The sequence below is a fragment of the Rhodococcus sp. C1 genome, from assembly GCF_020809065.1.
Taxonomy (GTDB): domain Bacteria; phylum Actinomycetota; class Actinomycetes; order Mycobacteriales; family Mycobacteriaceae; genus Rhodococcus_F; species Rhodococcus_F qingshengii.
Genome location: NZ_CP078080.1, coordinates 5,669,676 through 5,684,323, shown reverse-complemented (window position 1 = coordinate 5,684,323; position 14,648 = coordinate 5,669,676). Strand labels below are relative to the sequence as shown.

General features: G+C 61.5%; 15 protein-coding genes. 13 read left to right on the top strand and 2 right to left on the bottom strand.

Translation table 11 applies throughout. The features are described 5' to 3' along the window. Positions 1 to 67: 67 nt before the first annotated feature. From KTR60_RS26300 to KTR60_RS26275, 6 genes are all read left to right on the top strand, one after another. Positions 68 to 1,039, top strand: a complete 972-nt coding sequence (locus tag KTR60_RS26300; RefSeq protein ID WP_003943005.1) for a phosphotriesterase family protein — start codon at positions 68 to 70, stop codon at positions 1,037 to 1,039. Positions 1,040 to 1,042: 3 nt separating this feature from the next. Then, a complete protein-coding gene (locus tag KTR60_RS26295) occupies positions 1,043 to 2,698 on the top strand; it encodes an AMP-binding protein (protein ID WP_065455013.1) in 1,656 nt (551 codons plus the stop codon). Positions 2,699 to 2,948: 250 nt separating this feature from the next. Then, positions 2,949 to 4,340, top strand: a complete 1,392-nt coding sequence (locus KTR60_RS26290; RefSeq protein WP_228401420.1) for an MFS transporter — start codon at positions 2,949 to 2,951, stop codon at positions 4,338 to 4,340. A gap of 68 nt (positions 4,341 to 4,408) precedes the next feature. Further along, a complete protein-coding gene (locus KTR60_RS26285) occupies positions 4,409 to 5,083 on the top strand; it encodes a TetR/AcrR family transcriptional regulator (protein ID WP_003943027.1) in 675 nt (224 codons plus the stop codon). 38 nt (positions 5,084 to 5,121) lie between these two features. After that, the gene (locus KTR60_RS26280) at positions 5,122 to 5,754 is read left to right on the top strand and encodes an HAD family hydrolase (RefSeq protein WP_065351528.1); all 633 of its coding nucleotides are present in this window, start codon (positions 5,122 to 5,124) and stop codon (positions 5,752 to 5,754) included. 55 nt (positions 5,755 to 5,809) lie between these two features. After that, positions 5,810 to 6,097, top strand: coding sequence for a putative quinol monooxygenase (locus tag KTR60_RS26275; protein WP_042921579.1), 288 nt, complete (start codon positions 5,810 to 5,812; stop codon positions 6,095 to 6,097). 74 nt (positions 6,098 to 6,171) lie between these two features. Here the strand turns inward: KTR60_RS26275 and KTR60_RS26270 are convergent, their stop codons facing one another. Beyond that, positions 6,172 to 7,674, bottom strand: a complete 1,503-nt coding sequence (locus tag KTR60_RS26270; protein ID WP_064113685.1) for an AMP-binding protein — start codon at positions 7,672 to 7,674, stop codon at positions 6,172 to 6,174. A gap of 137 nt (positions 7,675 to 7,811) precedes the next feature. Between KTR60_RS26270 and KTR60_RS26265 the strand changes: the two genes are divergently transcribed. Beyond that, positions 7,812 to 8,492 (top strand): TetR/AcrR family transcriptional regulator, encoded by a 681-nt coding sequence (locus KTR60_RS26265; protein WP_054187502.1) that lies wholly within the window; start codon positions 7,812 to 7,814, stop codon positions 8,490 to 8,492. A gap of 73 nt (positions 8,493 to 8,565) precedes the next feature. Here KTR60_RS26265 and KTR60_RS26260 read toward each other — a convergent pair whose 3' ends face one another. After that, positions 8,566 to 9,042, bottom strand: a complete 477-nt coding sequence (locus KTR60_RS26260) for a MaoC family dehydratase (protein WP_003942878.1) — start codon at positions 9,040 to 9,042, stop codon at positions 8,566 to 8,568. A gap of 157 nt (positions 9,043 to 9,199) precedes the next feature. On the opposite strand from KTR60_RS26260, the gene KTR60_RS26255 reads away from it, so the two are divergent. The 6 genes from KTR60_RS26255 to fabG are packed head-to-tail and all read left to right on the top strand — an operon-like array spanning position 9,200 to position 14,643. After that, on the top strand, positions 9,200 to 10,021 hold the full coding sequence (locus tag KTR60_RS26255) for an SDR family oxidoreductase (protein ID WP_054187501.1): 822 nt from the start codon (positions 9,200 to 9,202) through the stop codon (positions 10,019 to 10,021). Then, positions 10,018 to 10,821: an enoyl-CoA hydratase-related protein gene (locus KTR60_RS26250; RefSeq protein ID WP_054187500.1), complete on the top strand. Its 804-nt coding sequence runs from the start codon at positions 10,018 to 10,020 to the stop codon at positions 10,819 to 10,821. Before KTR60_RS26255 ends, KTR60_RS26250 begins: the two co-directional genes overlap by 4 nt. Beyond that, entirely contained in the window at positions 10,808 to 12,028 is a 1,221-nt protein-coding gene (locus KTR60_RS26245) for an acyl-CoA dehydrogenase family protein (protein WP_019745701.1), read from the top strand. Before KTR60_RS26250 ends, KTR60_RS26245 begins: the two co-directional genes overlap by 14 nt. 1 nt (position 12,029) lies before the next feature. Next, the gene (locus tag KTR60_RS26240; RefSeq protein ID WP_007730827.1) at positions 12,030 to 12,812 is read left to right on the top strand and encodes an SDR family oxidoreductase; all 783 of its coding nucleotides are present in this window, start codon (positions 12,030 to 12,032) and stop codon (positions 12,810 to 12,812) included. Beyond that, a complete protein-coding gene (locus tag KTR60_RS26235; protein WP_058226901.1) occupies positions 12,805 to 13,839 on the top strand; it encodes a phosphotransferase family protein in 1,035 nt (344 codons plus the stop codon). Before KTR60_RS26240 ends, KTR60_RS26235 begins: the two co-directional genes overlap by 8 nt. A 45-nt stretch (positions 13,840 to 13,884) precedes the next feature. Beyond that, a complete protein-coding gene (fabG, locus tag KTR60_RS26230; protein ID WP_042446291.1) occupies positions 13,885 to 14,643 on the top strand; it encodes a 3-oxoacyl-ACP reductase FabG in 759 nt (252 codons plus the stop codon). Positions 14,644 to 14,648 lie beyond the last annotated feature (5 nt).

Here is a 14,648-nt window from a genome sequence, read left to right as displayed (position 1 = left end):
GCCACGTGAGACACACTAGCTCATTGTCTCATGTTAGTGATGGCGATCACAGTCAGGGGTTCGATCGATGAGTTCAGTACAAACCGTTCGTGGGCCGGTGGATACAGCCGATCTGGGAAAGGTGTTGATGCACGAGCATGTCTTCGTTCTGGGTGAGGAGTTGCGCCAGAACTACCCCGACTACCCCGAACCCTGGGACGAGGAAGTACGGGTAGCGGACGCGGTGGCAAAGCTGACCGAGGTGAAGTCCCGCGGAATCAGCACGATCGTCGATCCCACGGTGATCGGCCTCGGCCGGTACATTCCGCGCATCGTCCGGATCAACGAGCAGGTCGATCTCAACATCATCGTTGCTACCGGCATCTACACCTACAACGACATTCCCTTCCAATTCCATTACACCGGACCGGGATTGCTGTTCGACGGCCCCGAGCCGATGGTCGAACTGTTCGTCAAGGACATCAGGGAAGGAATCGCCGGAACCGGTGTCCGAGCCTCCTTCCTGAAGTGCGCCATCGAGGAGCCGGGCCTTACCCCCGGCGTCGAGCGGGTCATGCGCGCGGTCGGACAGTCGCAGGTGGAAACGGGAGTGCCGATCACCGTGCACACCAATCCGCACACTGAATCCGGGCTGGTCGCGCAGAAGGTTCTGGCCGAAGAGGGTGCGGATCTGACCAAGGTGGTCATCGGTCACTCCGGCGACACCACCGATCTCGACTACCTGTGTGCGCTGGCCGATGCCGGTTCGCTACTGGGGATGGACCGTTTCGGCCTCGAACCGTTCCTGTCGTTCGAGGATCGTGTCAACACCGTGGTGGAGATGGCCCGTCGCGGTTACGCGGAGAAGATGGTTCTGGCACATGACGCGTCGTGTTTCATCGACTACTTCCCCAGCGCGGCAAGAGAAGTGGCACTTCCGAACTGGAACTACACCCACATCAGTGATGATGTCATTCCGGCGCTGCTCGAACGTGGTGTCACCGAAGACCAGGTCAAGGCGATGCTGGTGGACAACCCACGTCGGTATTTCGAGAGCTGAGATATGACCAACGTGTACGAGAGCAAGCCCTGGCTCGCCAATTACGACGCCGACACTCCGCCGAACGTAGACATCGAGCACGTCGACGCCCTCGCGATGTTCCGTGCTTCGCTGGAGCGCGATCGCACCGCCCCGATCATCAGGTACTTCGACAGGACCGTCAGCTTTGCCGAGCTCGACGAGATGTCGGATGCGCTTGCCGTAGCCCTCGCCAAGGATGGAATCGGGTTCGCAGACAGAGTTTCCTTTGTCCTGCAGAATGTTCCGCAGTTCGTGATCGCGACAGTCGCGGTCTGGAAGCTCGGTGCCGTCGTCGTTCCGGTCAATCCGATGTACCGCGACCGTGAGCTGTCCACCGTACTGGCCGACAGCGGAGCGGTAGCAGTCATCTGTCTCGAGTCCTCGGCCGAGACCGTGGCGACTGCGTCCGAGGGCACCGAAGTGCGACGGGTCATCACTACGTCGGAACGGGATTTTCAGTCGCGCGACGATGAACGGATCTTCGGTTCGGCGTCCAGGATTCGTCATGATGGATTTCCGGACCTACTGGAACTGATCGAGGCTCATCGAGGGCAGAAGCCCGAGAAGGTCGATCTGTCCCCGGAAGACCTTGCCTACCTTCCTTATACGTCGGGGACGACCGGCCCGCCGAAGGGGTCGATGAACACGCACTCAAATGTCGTGTTCGCAGCGCAGATCTATCGGGACTGGCTGGGGTTGCGCCCCGGCGGCGCGATGTTCGCGGTGGCGCCACTGTTCCATATCACCGGGTTGATCGGGCACGTCGCGGCTCCACTCCTGGCCGGCGCGCCCACGATTCTGACCTGCCGATTCCATCCCATCGTTGCAGCGGAGTCAATTTCGGAGCATCGGGCTACCGCGATCATCGGAGCGATCACGGTATTCATCGCGTGGACGGACAGCGCCGCAGTCTCGAAGGAATCTTTGAGCTCTCTCGAGTCGGTGTATTCAGGTGGCGCGCCGATCCCGCACGCGGCGTTGGAAGCGTTCCGGTCGAAGTTCGGTCACTACATTCACAACGGCTACGGGCTGACCGAGACGAACAGCCCGGCAATCGTGGTGCCGAATTCGCGTGAAGCGCCGGTAGATCCGGCGTCGGGGGCCGTTGCTGTCGGCGTACCGGTATCGAATACGTACGCCGAGGTGGTGGACGAGAACGACAAGCCGGTACAGGTCGGGGAGTACGGCGAGATCGTGGTCTCCGGTCCCCAGGTTGCACTCGGATACTGGAACAAGCCGGACGAGACCGCACATGCCATGCCGGACGGGCGTTTTCACACCGGCGACATCGGATTCATGGACGGCGACGGTTGGTTTTACATCGTCGACCGGATGAAGGATCAGATAAATGCCTCGGGCTTCAAAGTGTGGCCACGCGAAGTGGAAGATGTTCTCTACGAACACCCTGCCGTACGAGAGGCTGCTGTCGTCGGTGTCATGGATCCGTATCGCGGCGAAACCGTGAAGGCCTTCGTGTCCTTCAAGGACGGTGCCGAGGCGACCACCGAGGATCTGGTCGAGTTCTGCAAGGAAAGGCTTGCAGCATACAAGTATCCACGCATCGTCGAGGTCATGAATGACCTGCCGAAAACTGTGAGCGGCAAGATTCTTCGTCGTGAACTGCGGGTACCGAACTAGATCTACCTGACAAACGAATTGCCGGCCGCCGACAAGGTGAGCCGGCCATTCGTCGTGGTGGCTGACGAGCATCGGTAGGGGATTTAGTCCCCTATGCGGCAATGCATTTCAGTGATTGACATCACTCTTTTTGTATCGCAGACTGATCGCAACGCCACAGAGTTGAAGTTGGTGTCAGTTTCTACTTCTGGCCCGGTTCCGCTTCTCAACTCCCGGCGCGACGAGCGTCCGACCCATCGAGGAGTAACCCATGACGAGATCGGCAGTGGATTCGAACACGCAGGCAGGGGGCCTGTCCGATCAGGAACGGAAGAAGAAGAAAGCGCACCGCAAACTTCTCGGCGCGGGACTGCTCGGCAGTTCCATCGAGTGGTACGACTTCTTCTTGTACGGAACGGCTGCGGCACTGGTCTTTCCGCATGTGTTCTTCCCCGATTCATCCGCACTGATGGGCACATTGCTCTCGTTCAGTACGTTCTGGGCCGGCTTCGTTGCCCGCCCCATCGGCGGTTTGGTCGCCGGACACTTCGGCGACAAGTATGGGCGTAAGCCCGCTGTCGTCACCTGCCTGTTGCTGATGGCTATCGCGACGTTCCTGATCGGCGCGATTCCGAGTGCTTCGGCAATCGGCGTAGTCGCTCCGATTCTCCTCGTGACACTGCGATTCATCCAAGGTCTCGCCTGCGGTGGCCAGTGGGGCGGAATCGTCCTTCTCCTCACCGAATCAGCGAGTCCCAAGAAGCGCGGATTCTCAGGCACTTTCGGTCAGATGGGTGTTTCGTTCGGTGTAGTGCTTGGCAGCCTGGTCTTCCTCGTCGCGACCGCGACCATTTCCAATGATGCATTCCTGAGCTGGGGTTGGCGAGTTCCGTTCTTCGCCAGCGCGCTGCTCTTCCCTGTGGTTCTGTACATCCAGACGAAGGTCGAGGACACGCCGGAATTCCTCGAGTTGCAGGAAGACGCCAAGAAGAACCAAAAGGACGTCGTCGTTCAGGCTCCACTGGCGCAGGCGCTCAAGGATCACTGGCGCAAGATTCTGCTCGGTTGCGGACTTCTGGCCGCCACCAATGCACTGTTCTACATCAGCATCGCCGGCGTGCTCAGCTACGGCACAACCGAACTGGGGTTGAAGCGGAACTCACTGCTCATCATCTCGCTCCTGAGTGCGTTGCTGACAGTCGGCGTGGTGCTGTGGTCCGGGAAGATGTCCGACAAGATCGGTCGTCGTCCGATGATCCTGATCGGCGCCGCGGCGATCGTGGTCTGGGCATTCCCGTACTTCTGGTTGATCAACACCAAGTCCCTGCCGCTGTTCTTCATCGCGGTGACAGTCGGCAGCGTGTTCCAGTCGATGACCTACGGGCCGATCGCTGCGTACATGGGTGAGCTGTTTGCGCCCAACGTGCGTTACTCGGCAGCATCGTTGGCGTACCAGCTGGCGGCGATCACGGTCAGCGGTGGTACTCCGTTCATCATGACGGCACTCATCGCGAAGACCGGGACCACTACATGGGTTGCCGTGTTCGTAGCCCTCATGGGTCTGGTGACCTTCTTCAGTGCCTGGGTGCTGAAAGAGACCAACCCGAAGGAAGTTCGGGACGATCCGAACGCAATTCCGGGCGCGCACCTGTACGCCAAGTAACTCTTTCGGTTTCGAGCAGACGCCCGCTATCGGTCACCGGTAGCGGGCGTCTGACGTATAACTGGAGCATGGCTGCAGCACGCACAGGCTCCGAAGATGCTTCGTCGACAGTGTCACGGGAACTCCCCTCCACTCAGCGTGGTTTGCGTACGCGGCGAGCGTTGATCGATGCGGCCCGCACCGTTTTCGAACGGTCCGGCTATCTGGACTCGCGGCTGATCGACATCACTGTGGAGGCGCAGTGCTCGGCCGGTACCTTCTACACCTACTTCGCGAGCAAAGAAGAGATCTTCGCGGCAGTGATGGAGTTGGCACGCGAAGACATGATGCATCCGGGTATGCCGCACACTCCGAAAGGCGCGGATCCTGCTGAGGTCATCGCGGCGAGTAACCGCGCGTACCTCGAGGCGTACCGACGGAACGCGAAGCTGATGGGACTGCTCGAGCAGGTAGCAAGCATCGATCCGGAGTTCCGGGTTCTCCGCCTCGAGCGTGCTGACGCGTTTGTTCGACGCAACGCGCGCAGTATCGAGAAGCTGCAGAAAGCCGGACTGGCGGACGCGAATCTGGATCCGCTACTGACGTCTCGGGCACTCTCCGGGATGATCAGTCGACTTGCGTTCGGGTACTTCGTATCCCGCGGCGGCGAGGACGGCGCCGCCGGAGTGACCTTCGACGGTCTGCTCGATACGGTCAACCGGTTGTGGATCAACACTTTACAATTCTCGCTGCGCCAAAACTGATGTTGACGCCGGGTTCATGTTTGGTGTCTGATGGAGCAATGACACCTACGCGTACGGCAGTGCTCGTCGATTTCGGTGGAGTTCTCACCTCCAGTGTTCTTCAGGCCTTCGAAGACTTCGGGGCCTCGCTTGGGGGCGACCCACGACTTCCGTTGACCCTGCTCTCCCGCGACGACGTCTCGAAGAGACTGCTCTCCGATCACGAATCCGGAAAGATCGACCAGGAGGCCTTCGAAGCAGGATTCGGGGAACGGCTACGAGCGCACGGCGCAGTCGTCGACAGCGTTGGATTGGTCGACCGTATGCAAGCCGGGCTGATTCGAGACGAGGAGATGGTGCGTCTGCTCGCGGACGTGCGGGCGGCGGGTCACCCTGTTGCGCTCGTGTCCAATGCTTTCGGGCGTGATTGCTACGCGGGTTTTGTGCTCGAGGACCTCGCCGACGAAGTGGTGATCTCCTCGGAAGTCGGGATTCGTAAGCCCTCTCGTCAGATCTACACCATCGCGTGCGAGCGGCTGGGTGTTGCGCCCGAAGGCGCCGTGATGATCGACGACCTGCAACAGAACCTCGACGGCGCGGCACGATTGGGGATCGCCGGCATTCTCCACACCGATGCGGAAAGCACTCGCAGTCAGTTGGAATCGACGTTCGGACTACTGCCCATGCAGTGAAACTGTAGGTTCTCGGTAACACTCGAATACTGCTGGAACACTTTTGGAGGAATGAATGATTGCTGTCATCGCGGATATCACCGTCAAAGACGGAAGCGGCGAACAGTTCGAAGCCGTAGTCGCCGAACTTGCCGATAAGGTGCGCACGGAAGAGCCCGGAACGGTTCTGTATCAACTGATCCGCTCGAAGACGGATACGAATTCCTACAAGTTCATGGAGCTGTATCAAGACAGTGCTGCGATCAAGGCCCATGGATCGTCCGAGCATTTCCAGGCCGCGGGAAAGGCGATGGCGCCCTTCCTCGCAGGCGCCCCGCAGATCGAGTACTTCGACGCACTCTGAGCGTATGGACAGGGCACTCTGAGCGCATGGACAGGTGAACCCCGGCGAAATCTCGCCGGGGTTCACCTGTGTTTTCAGTTCTGCTTCTGGGCGAGGAGTTCGGTGCGGTCGATCGATCGCTTGAGGATCTTTCCCGTCGAACCCTTCGGGAGCGCGTCGATGAACTGGACGACCCGCGGAATCTTGTAGGCGGACAGACGTTCCCGAGCCCACGAGGTGACGTCATCTGCTTCGAGGTCGGAGCCTGGGCGTACGGCCACCACCGCCGCAACCTCCTCGCCGTAGTAGTCGTCGGGTATACCGATCACCGCGGCCTCGATGATGTCGGGGTGCTGGTAGAGCACCTCTTCGACCTCGCCTGGATAGACGTTGTATCCACCGCGGATGATGAGGTCCTTGACGCGGTCGACGATGCGAAGGTCACCGTCGGCGTCGGTCTCGCCGAGGTCTCCGGTGCGGAACCATCCGTCGTCGGACAGGACGGCGGCCGTGTCGGCCGGGCGCCTCCAGTAGCCCTTCATGACCGTCGGTCCTTTGATGAATACCTCGCCCACTGTGCCTGCCTGGCAGACATTTCCGTCGTGATCACGGACCTCGACCTCGGTGCGCGGTACGGCGCGGCCGGTGTATCCGATCTTTGCGACGCGGTCGATGCTGTTGAAAGTTCCGAATGCGCTCGTCTCGGTCAGGCCGTAGCCCTCGAGGATTGTGCAGTTGAACCGTGCTTCGAAGGCGCGAGCGACTTCACCGGGAAGTGATGCGCCACCGGAGATTGCGATCCGCAATTGTTCGAAGTCGGAGCTGTCCACGTCGGCTGCGGCGTGCAGCATGGCATTCCACATGGTGGGGACGCCCGCCATGATGGTGAGCTTGTCCCGACGCACCAGATCGAGCATGGCGGCCGGGTCGAACCGGGCGAGCAGGGACAGCGATCCGCCGCCGGTGAAGGTTGCCATCATGACCGAACCCTGGCCGAAGATGTGAAAGAGCGGCAGCCCGGTACCGGTGCGGTCCGAGGGATTTCCGCGGCTGCTCTCGGCGCCGATCTCACCGGCAGACAACAGATTCCCGACTGTCAGCTGAGCGCCCTTCGGACGTCCGGTGGTACCGGAGGTGTAGAGAATCGCCGTGGTGTCCGCTGCGTCGCGGTCGACCACCGTTGCCGGTGGATGGTCGGCCTTCGCCGATTCTTCGGTGAGCGTCCACACCGGGACGCCGCGCGCACTCCCTGCATCCTGAACTGCGGGACCGAGCTGGTGCCAGGCGATCGCCAGCGAAATCTCGGCGTCGTCCAGTACGTACTCGACTTCGGGTTGCGCCGACATCGTGTTGATGGGCACCACGACACAACCTGCAGCCTGAATCCCCATGTACGCCACGATGAATTCAGGCACCGACGGCGCCGCGAGCAGAACCCGGTCGCCGATGCTCAACCCTTCGTCGCGAATGCGGCCGGCAAACGCCAGAGACGCGTCGTGAAGCTGTCGGTATGTCCAATGACTATCCGTGCCGCGAATTGCAATATTTTCCGGAGTGGCTTCCGCGTGACGGGTCACCGGGTCGAGAACGCTAACCATGGTTCTGCCTTTCGGGAGGAATCGACCGATTGTGTGTCCTGGGTCTCACCAGAGCGTACACTTGAATCCGGCGTCAACATCGAGTCTGCTGGGATTGTCCCGAAAATGATGTTGATCGGAAGGATGAGGAGCGCACCGTGCTCGACGACGAATCGCGAATTGCCGCCTTACCGGTGGCTCCGCCCGCGCTGCTCCGGGATCGACCGACCACCGAGCGGGGGACACGCACGCGTGCGGCATTGGTTGCTGCTGCCCGTAAGGTTTTCGAGCGCAGTGGCTATCTCGATGCACGTTTGATCGACATCGCCAAAGAAGCCGGTTGCGCGACGGGATCGTTCTACACGTACTTCGCGAACAAGGAAGAGGTGTTCGCCGCCGTCCTCGAGGTCGCGCGAGACGACATGATGCACCCGGGCATGGGACGCGTTGCGAGCGCGGACGATCCGTACGCCGTGCTCGAGGCAAGTAATCGAGCGTATCTGGCCGCGTATCAACGCAATGCGAAGTTGATGGGGCTCATGGAGCAGGTTGCTCACATCGACCCGGAGTTCCGGAAGTTCCGCAGCGAGCGTGCCAATGCGTTCATACGCCGTAATGCCCGCGGGATCGCAGATCTGCAGTCCCGCGGCATCGCGGACACGGCGCTGGATCCGATGACGGCGTCGATTGCTCTGTCCGGCATGGTGAGTCGACTCGCCTACAGTCTGTTCACCCTTCGTGAGGGTGAGGTGGACGGGCGTTCACCGGAGTTCGATCAGATTGTCGCCACTGTGACCGATCTGTGGGCGAACGCTCTGAAGTTCCCCGACCGTCTCTGACGAGGTGGGCCGCCCCGGCTGCATCGATGTTCGAGCGGCCGGGCGTCCCAGTCTCGGTTCAGCTCTTTTCGGTTCAGCTCTTTTCGACGACGCGAGCGACGGATTCGGCGACCACGACGGGCTTGTCGGAACCCTCGCGCTCGACCACCTGGCTCATCTTCACTTGGATTCCGCCGGGCAACTGCTCCGCGGACACGACGGTTGCGCGCATCCGGACCCGGGATCCCACGGGAACGGGAGCGGGGAAGCGAACCTTGTCGTAGCCGTAATTGAGGCTGTGGGCGAAGCCGTCGAAGTGGATGAGTTGGTAGGAGAACTGGGGTCCCAGTGAGAGGCTGAAGAGTCCGTGCGCGATCGTGCTGCCGAGCGGGCTCGATGCGGCTCGTTCCGGGTCGACATGAATCCACTGATGATCGTTTGTGGCTTCGGCGAACGCGTTGATGCGCTCCTGGGTGATGTCGTACCACTCCGTCGGGCCAAGTTCCTGGCCGATGAGCTTCTCGAGCTCGGCGAAGGTGGACGGGCGGACGGGCAATTGGTTTTCAGTCATCGTTATCCCTTTACTCGCAGTTCAGGAGGACGGAACGGGCCGTTCGGGTGACCGTCGCGATTCGACGGTTGAAACTGACGCCGGATTCAACTATACATGAGGGGAGACGTGGATCACTGTCAGCGCGTAGGTATGACGCAAGCGAGAGGAATCGCTCATGAAGGTTGCCCAGAAGGTAGCAATTGTCACCGGTGGCGGCGGGGGAATCGGCGGTGCACTGGCCGAGCGACTGGCTGCCGAGGGGGCTCGCGTCGTAGTGGCTGACCTGGACGGGGCAGCAGCTTCGGCAGTAGCAGAGGCGATCAACGCGGAGCGTCCCGGAGCGGCCGTGTCTGCCGGTGGCGACGTCTCCGACGAGGCGGTCATTGCGGGCCTGATCGCGCAGGCGGAAAAGGAATTCGGCCCGGTCGACCTCTACTTCGCCAATGCCGGCGTTACCGGTGGCATGGGCCTCGACATCAGTGAAGACGTCTGGGACACGACGATCGACGTCAACGTTCGCGCCCACATTCGCGCTGCCAGGCTCCTCGTCCCCGGCTGGACGGAGCGCGGGGAGGGCTACTTCATCAGCACGGCCTCTGCGGCCGGCTTGCTCAGTCAGGTCGGGTCCGCCGCGTACTCGGTGACCAAACATGCCGCGGTCGCGTTTGCCGAGTGGCTCTCGATCACCTACGGAGATCAGGGTGTTCGCGTCAGTTGCCTGTGCCCGATGGGCGTCAACACCAAGCTTCTCTACGAAGGTGAGAACTCCGGCGATCCGGTCGGCAAGGCCGCAACCGGAGCCGTGCTTGCGGCAGGCAATGTTCTCGAGCCTGCCGAATGCGCCGAAATCGTTCTTGCGGCAGTGGATGCCGAAGAATTTCTCATCCTTCCGCACAAGAACGTGCTGGACATGTACCGGCAGAAGGGCGCCGACTACGACCGTTGGCTGCGCGGGATGCGCCGGTACCAGGCGTCGCTCCTCGCGGGAACACGATGACCGAGGAACTCGTCCTCTCCGAGCAGAGAGGAGCGGTGCTGGTTCTGACATTCAATCGGCCCCGCGTTCTCAACGCGTGGACCAACGAGCTCGAAGATCAGTACTACGACTTTCTGGCCGTGGCAGACGAAGATCCCAGTGTCCGAGCAATTGTTGTCACCGGCTCCGGCCGAGGATTCTGCTCGGGGGCTGACCTCGGCAATTTGAAGAACGTCGGCGAAGTCTCCGAAAGTGATCTTGTCCGGCCGCGAGACCGTCATTTCCCGACCACCATCCGCAAGCCGCTGATCGCCGCCGTCAACGGCGTCGCTGCCGGGCTCGGAATGGTCGAGGCTCTGTACTGCGACGTTCGTTTCGGTTCGAGCGCAACACGATTCACTACCGCGTTCGCGCGTCGAGGCCTGATTGCGGAGTACGGCATCTCCTGGATGTTGCCCCGCTTGGTCGGGCACAGTCGAGCAGTCGATCTTCTGCTTTCCAGCCGGATGGTGGACGCCGACGAGGCGTACCGCATCGGTCTGGTCGACCACCTGGTCACCGGCGGTGACGTTCTGGATGCGGCGATTGCTTACGCCGAGGACATCGCGGCGAACTGCTCGCCGACGTCCCTCTCCGTCATCAAATCTCAGATGAGTGCCGACGCGCACTCGACCTTCACTGATTCCGCCAGGCATGCGGAATCGCTGATGCTGAACGCATTTCACGGCCCGGATGTCGTCGAGGGTGTCAACAGCCATCTCGAACATCGAGCCCCCAATTTTCCTTCCCTCTCTGTCAGGAGTTCACATGTCAGTGTTTGAGTTCTCGGATCGCACCAAGAAGTACCAGGCCGAACTGCTCGATTTCATGGACAAGCACGTTTACCCGGCCGAAGCGGTCTACGAAGAGCAGATGCGTGAGTCCGGTAACCCGCACTTTCAGCCGCCGATCATCGACGACCTGAAGAAGGAAGCCAAGGCCCGCGGGCTGTGGAACCTCTTCCATCCCCATCCCGAATGGGGCCCCGGCCTGACCAACCTGGAATACGCACCGCTCGCGGAGATCATGGGCCGCAGCCACCTGGCCTCCGAGGCCACCAACTGCGCCGCTCCGGACACGGGAAACATGGAGGTGCTCACGCTCTTCGGCACCGACGAGCACAAGGAGAAGTACCTCAAGCCGCTTCTCGAAGGCGAAATTCGTTCCGCTTTCGCGATGACCGAGCCCGAGGTTGCCAGCTCCGACGCCACCAACATCCAGCTCCGTATGGACCGTGACGGCGACGAGTACGTGCTGAACGGCCGTAAGTGGTTCGCTTCCAACGCCTTGCACCAGAACTGCAAGGTTCTGATCGTCATGGGTAAGACCGACTTCAATGCCGCCACCCACCGTCAGCAGTCGATGATGGTCGTGCCGATCGATGCTCCCGGCGTCACGATCCTGCGCAACCTGCCGGTTTTCGGCTACCAGGACCGCGAAGGACACGGCGAGATCACTTTCGAGGACGTGCGCGTCCCGGCCAAGGACATTCTCGCCGGTGAGGGTGAAGGATTCGCGATCAGCCAGGCCCGCCTCGGCCCCGGCCGCATCCACCACTGCATGCGTGCAATCGGAATGGCCGAGCGCGCACTGGAACTGATGTGCAAGCGCGCATCCACCCGCATCACCTTCGGGAAGCCCGTCAGTGACAACGCGAATATCCAGGACTGGATCGCCGAGGCTCGTATCGACATCGAGATGGTTCGACTCCTCACGCTCAAGGCCGCACACATGATGGACACGGTGGGCAACAAGGAAGCGCGCACCGAGATCGCAGCCATCAAGGTTGCGGCACCGAACATCGCGCTCAAGATCATCGACCGCGCCATCCAGGTTCACGGCGGTGGCGGCGTCACCGACGACTTCCCGCTCGCGATGGCTTACGCCCACATGCGCACCCTTCGCCTGGCCGACGGCCCGGACGAGGTGCACAAGCGCGCCATCGCCAAGCAGGAACTGCGCAAGTACCGCGAAGTCAAGGCGAACTGACATGGCAGGACTGGATCTCACCGGTAAGACGGCCATCGTCACAGGCGCATCGCGGGGCATCGGCCTCGCGACCGCGCAGGCGATTGCGGCGGCGGGCGGAAACGTCGTACTGACTTCGCGCTCACAGGAATCCGCAGATGCGGCCGCCGCGCAGGTGAACGGCAACGCGATCGGCGTCGGCGCTCACGCGACGGACGAGGATGCTGCACGCAAGTGCGTCGAGCAGACGATCGAGCGTTTCGGCAGTCTCGACATCTTGGTGAACAACGCGGGCACCAACCCGTCGTTCGGGCCGATCATCAACCAGGATCACTCGCGCTTCGCCAAGACTTTCGACGTCAACGTGTGGGCTCCAGTCCTGTGGACCGGCCTCGCAGCGCGGGCCTGGATGGGCGAGCACGGTGGTTCCGTGGTCAACACCGCTTCGATCGGCGGCATGGCGTTCGAGGCGGGAATCGGTACGTACAACGCGTCGAAGGCTGCTCTGATCCACATCACCAAGCAGTTGGCGCTCGAGTTGTCACCGAAGATTCGTGTCAATGCCGTTGCGCCGGGAGTGGTGAGAACCAAACTCGCCGAAGCTCTGTGGAAAGAACACGAAGAAGCGGTGTCCGCGTCGACTGCTCTCGGACGCATCGGTGAACCCGAGGACGTGGCCGCTGCCATTGCCTTCCTGGTTTCGGATGCAGCCCAGTGGATCACCGGTGAGATCATGACCATCGACGGTGGCCAGTTGTTGGGTGACGCACTCCCGTTCCGGCAGGGAGCGTCCGTCGGTGGCTAGCGTCGGAGTAGTGGGACTCGATACCGAAGCGGTCACCGGGTGGATCGCAGGCCTGGGGATCGACTTTTCCGGGCCGTTGTCCTTCGATCGAATCGGCTTGGGGCAGTCGAATCTCACGTACCTGGTTCGCGATCAGGACGGCAATCGCTGGGTGCTACGACGCCCACCGCTGGGGCATCTGCTGGCCTCGGCTCACGACGTGGCGCGTGAGGCTCGAATCCTGAGCGCTCTCGAATCCACCGACGTGCCTTCGCCGCGAGTATTCGGGTTGACCGAGGATCCTGCCGTCACCGAAGTTCCGCTGCTCCTCATGGAATTCGTGGACGGCGAAGTGGTGGACCGAATGCCTCTTGCGGAGGCGTTGTCGGAAGATCGTCGCCGGGCAATCGGAATCTCGCTCGCTCAGACGCTGGCGAAGATACACGCCGTCGACCTCGAGCAGGCCGGTCTCGACGACCTGGCAAGCCACAAGCCCTACGCTGCACGGCAGTTGAAGCGTTGGGGAGGTCAATGGGAACAGTCGAAGACGCGGGAATGCCCTGATCTCGACGATCTCACCCGACGCCTGATTGCAGCCCAGCCGGATCACACTGAAACCGCGTTGGTGCACGGCGACTTTCACCTACGCAATGTGATCACCTCGGCGAGCAACGGCGAAGTTGTCGCGGCCCTCGACTGGGAACTGTGCACACTCGGTGATCCGTTGGCGGACGTCGGAAGCTTGTTGGCGTACTGGCCGGCGGCTGGTGAGAATACCGGCGGCGATTTCCCGGCGTCGGCACTCCCGGGATTCCCCTCGCGAGAGGAGATCTCCCGGATCTACCTCGAGGCCACCGGACGGGATCCTGCTGCGCTGAAGTTCTGGCACACGTTGGGACTGTGGAAGATTGCCGTGATCGCCGAGGGCGTGATGCGTCGCGCCCGCGACGAACCGCAGAATGCCGCCGAGAGCGGAACTCCCACCGTGGAACGTATTGACGCCTTGGTCGCCAAAGCCAGGGAAATTGCAGATCAGGCCGGGATCTGACGAGATCGTCCGGTGTCCGTCGAATCACGAAAGTATGGAGGGCCAGTGAGCCAGGAACGTAGAACCGCAATTGTCACGGGTGCAGCACGCGGAATCGGTGCGGCAGTAGCGAAGCGACTGTCGGAAGACGGTTTTGCCGTCGCCGTGCTCGACCTCGACGAAGCGGCGTGTGCCGGAACCGTCGACGCGATCAAGGCCGCAGGCGGACAGGCGCTGGCCGTCGGCGCTGACGTCTCCGACGAGGCTTCGGTTGCTGCAGCAGTGGATCGTGTGGCCGCAGACCTGGGTGCACCTACCGTGCTGATCAACAATGCCGGTATCACTCGCGACAACCTTCTGTTCAAGATGAGTGTTGCCGAGTGGGATTCGGTGATGAACGTCCACCTGCGCGGAGCGTTCCTCATGTCGCGTGCGGTGCAGAAGTACATGGTGGAAGCGAAGTTCGGCCGCATCGTGAACCTCTCGAGCACGTCGGCTCTCGGTAATCGTGGACAGGTCAACTACTCCGCTGCGAAGGCCGGAATGCAGGGCTTCACCAAGACATTGGCCTTCGAGCTGGGCAAGTTCGGCGTGACCGCGAACGCTATTGCCCCCGGATTCATCGAAACCGAGATGACCGCCGCAACGGCCGAGCGCATGGGCGTCGGCTTCGAGGACTTCAAGACCGCTGCCGCTTCGCAGATTCCGGTCAATCGCGTCGGACAGCCCGAGGACATCGCGCACACCGCGTCGTTCTTTGTCAGCGAAGGCGCAGGCTTTGTTTCCGGTCAGGTCGTCTACGTCGCCGGTGGACCGAAGGACTGACCGTC

What these genes read in the sequence shown, in the direction of transcription:
- KTR60_RS26240 (WP_007730827.1), top strand. Translation starts at nt 12,030, where the DNA reads ATGGCAGGACTGGATCTCACCGGTAAGACGGCCATCGTCACAGGCGCA.
- KTR60_RS26300 (WP_003943005.1), top strand. Translation starts at nt 68, where the DNA reads ATGAGTTCAGTACAAACCGTTCGTGGGCCGGTGGATACAGCCGATCTG.
- KTR60_RS26255 (WP_054187501.1), top strand. Translation starts at nt 9,200, where the DNA reads ATGAAGGTTGCCCAGAAGGTAGCAATTGTCACCGGTGGCGGCGGGGGA.
- KTR60_RS26295 (WP_065455013.1), top strand. Translation starts at nt 1,043, where the DNA reads ATGACCAACGTGTACGAGAGCAAGCCCTGGCTCGCCAATTACGACGCC.
- KTR60_RS26260 (WP_003942878.1), bottom strand. Translation starts at nt 9,042, where the DNA reads ATGACTGAAAACCAATTGCCCGTCCGCCCGTCCACCTTCGCCGAGCTC.
- KTR60_RS26275 (WP_042921579.1), top strand. Translation starts at nt 5,810, where the DNA reads ATGATTGCTGTCATCGCGGATATCACCGTCAAAGACGGAAGCGGCGAA.
- KTR60_RS26290 (WP_228401420.1), top strand. Translation starts at nt 2,949, where the DNA reads ATGACGAGATCGGCAGTGGATTCGAACACGCAGGCAGGGGGCCTGTCC.
- KTR60_RS26250 (WP_054187500.1), top strand. Translation starts at nt 10,018, where the DNA reads ATGACCGAGGAACTCGTCCTCTCCGAGCAGAGAGGAGCGGTGCTGGTT.
- KTR60_RS26270 (WP_064113685.1), bottom strand. Translation starts at nt 7,674, where the DNA reads ATGGTTAGCGTTCTCGACCCGGTGACCCGTCACGCGGAAGCCACTCCG.
- KTR60_RS26245 (WP_019745701.1), top strand. Translation starts at nt 10,808, where the DNA reads ATGTCAGTGTTTGAGTTCTCGGATCGCACCAAGAAGTACCAGGCCGAA.
- KTR60_RS26285 (WP_003943027.1), top strand. Translation starts at nt 4,409, where the DNA reads ATGGCTGCAGCACGCACAGGCTCCGAAGATGCTTCGTCGACAGTGTCA.
- KTR60_RS26280 (WP_065351528.1), top strand. Translation starts at nt 5,122, where the DNA reads ATGACACCTACGCGTACGGCAGTGCTCGTCGATTTCGGTGGAGTTCTC.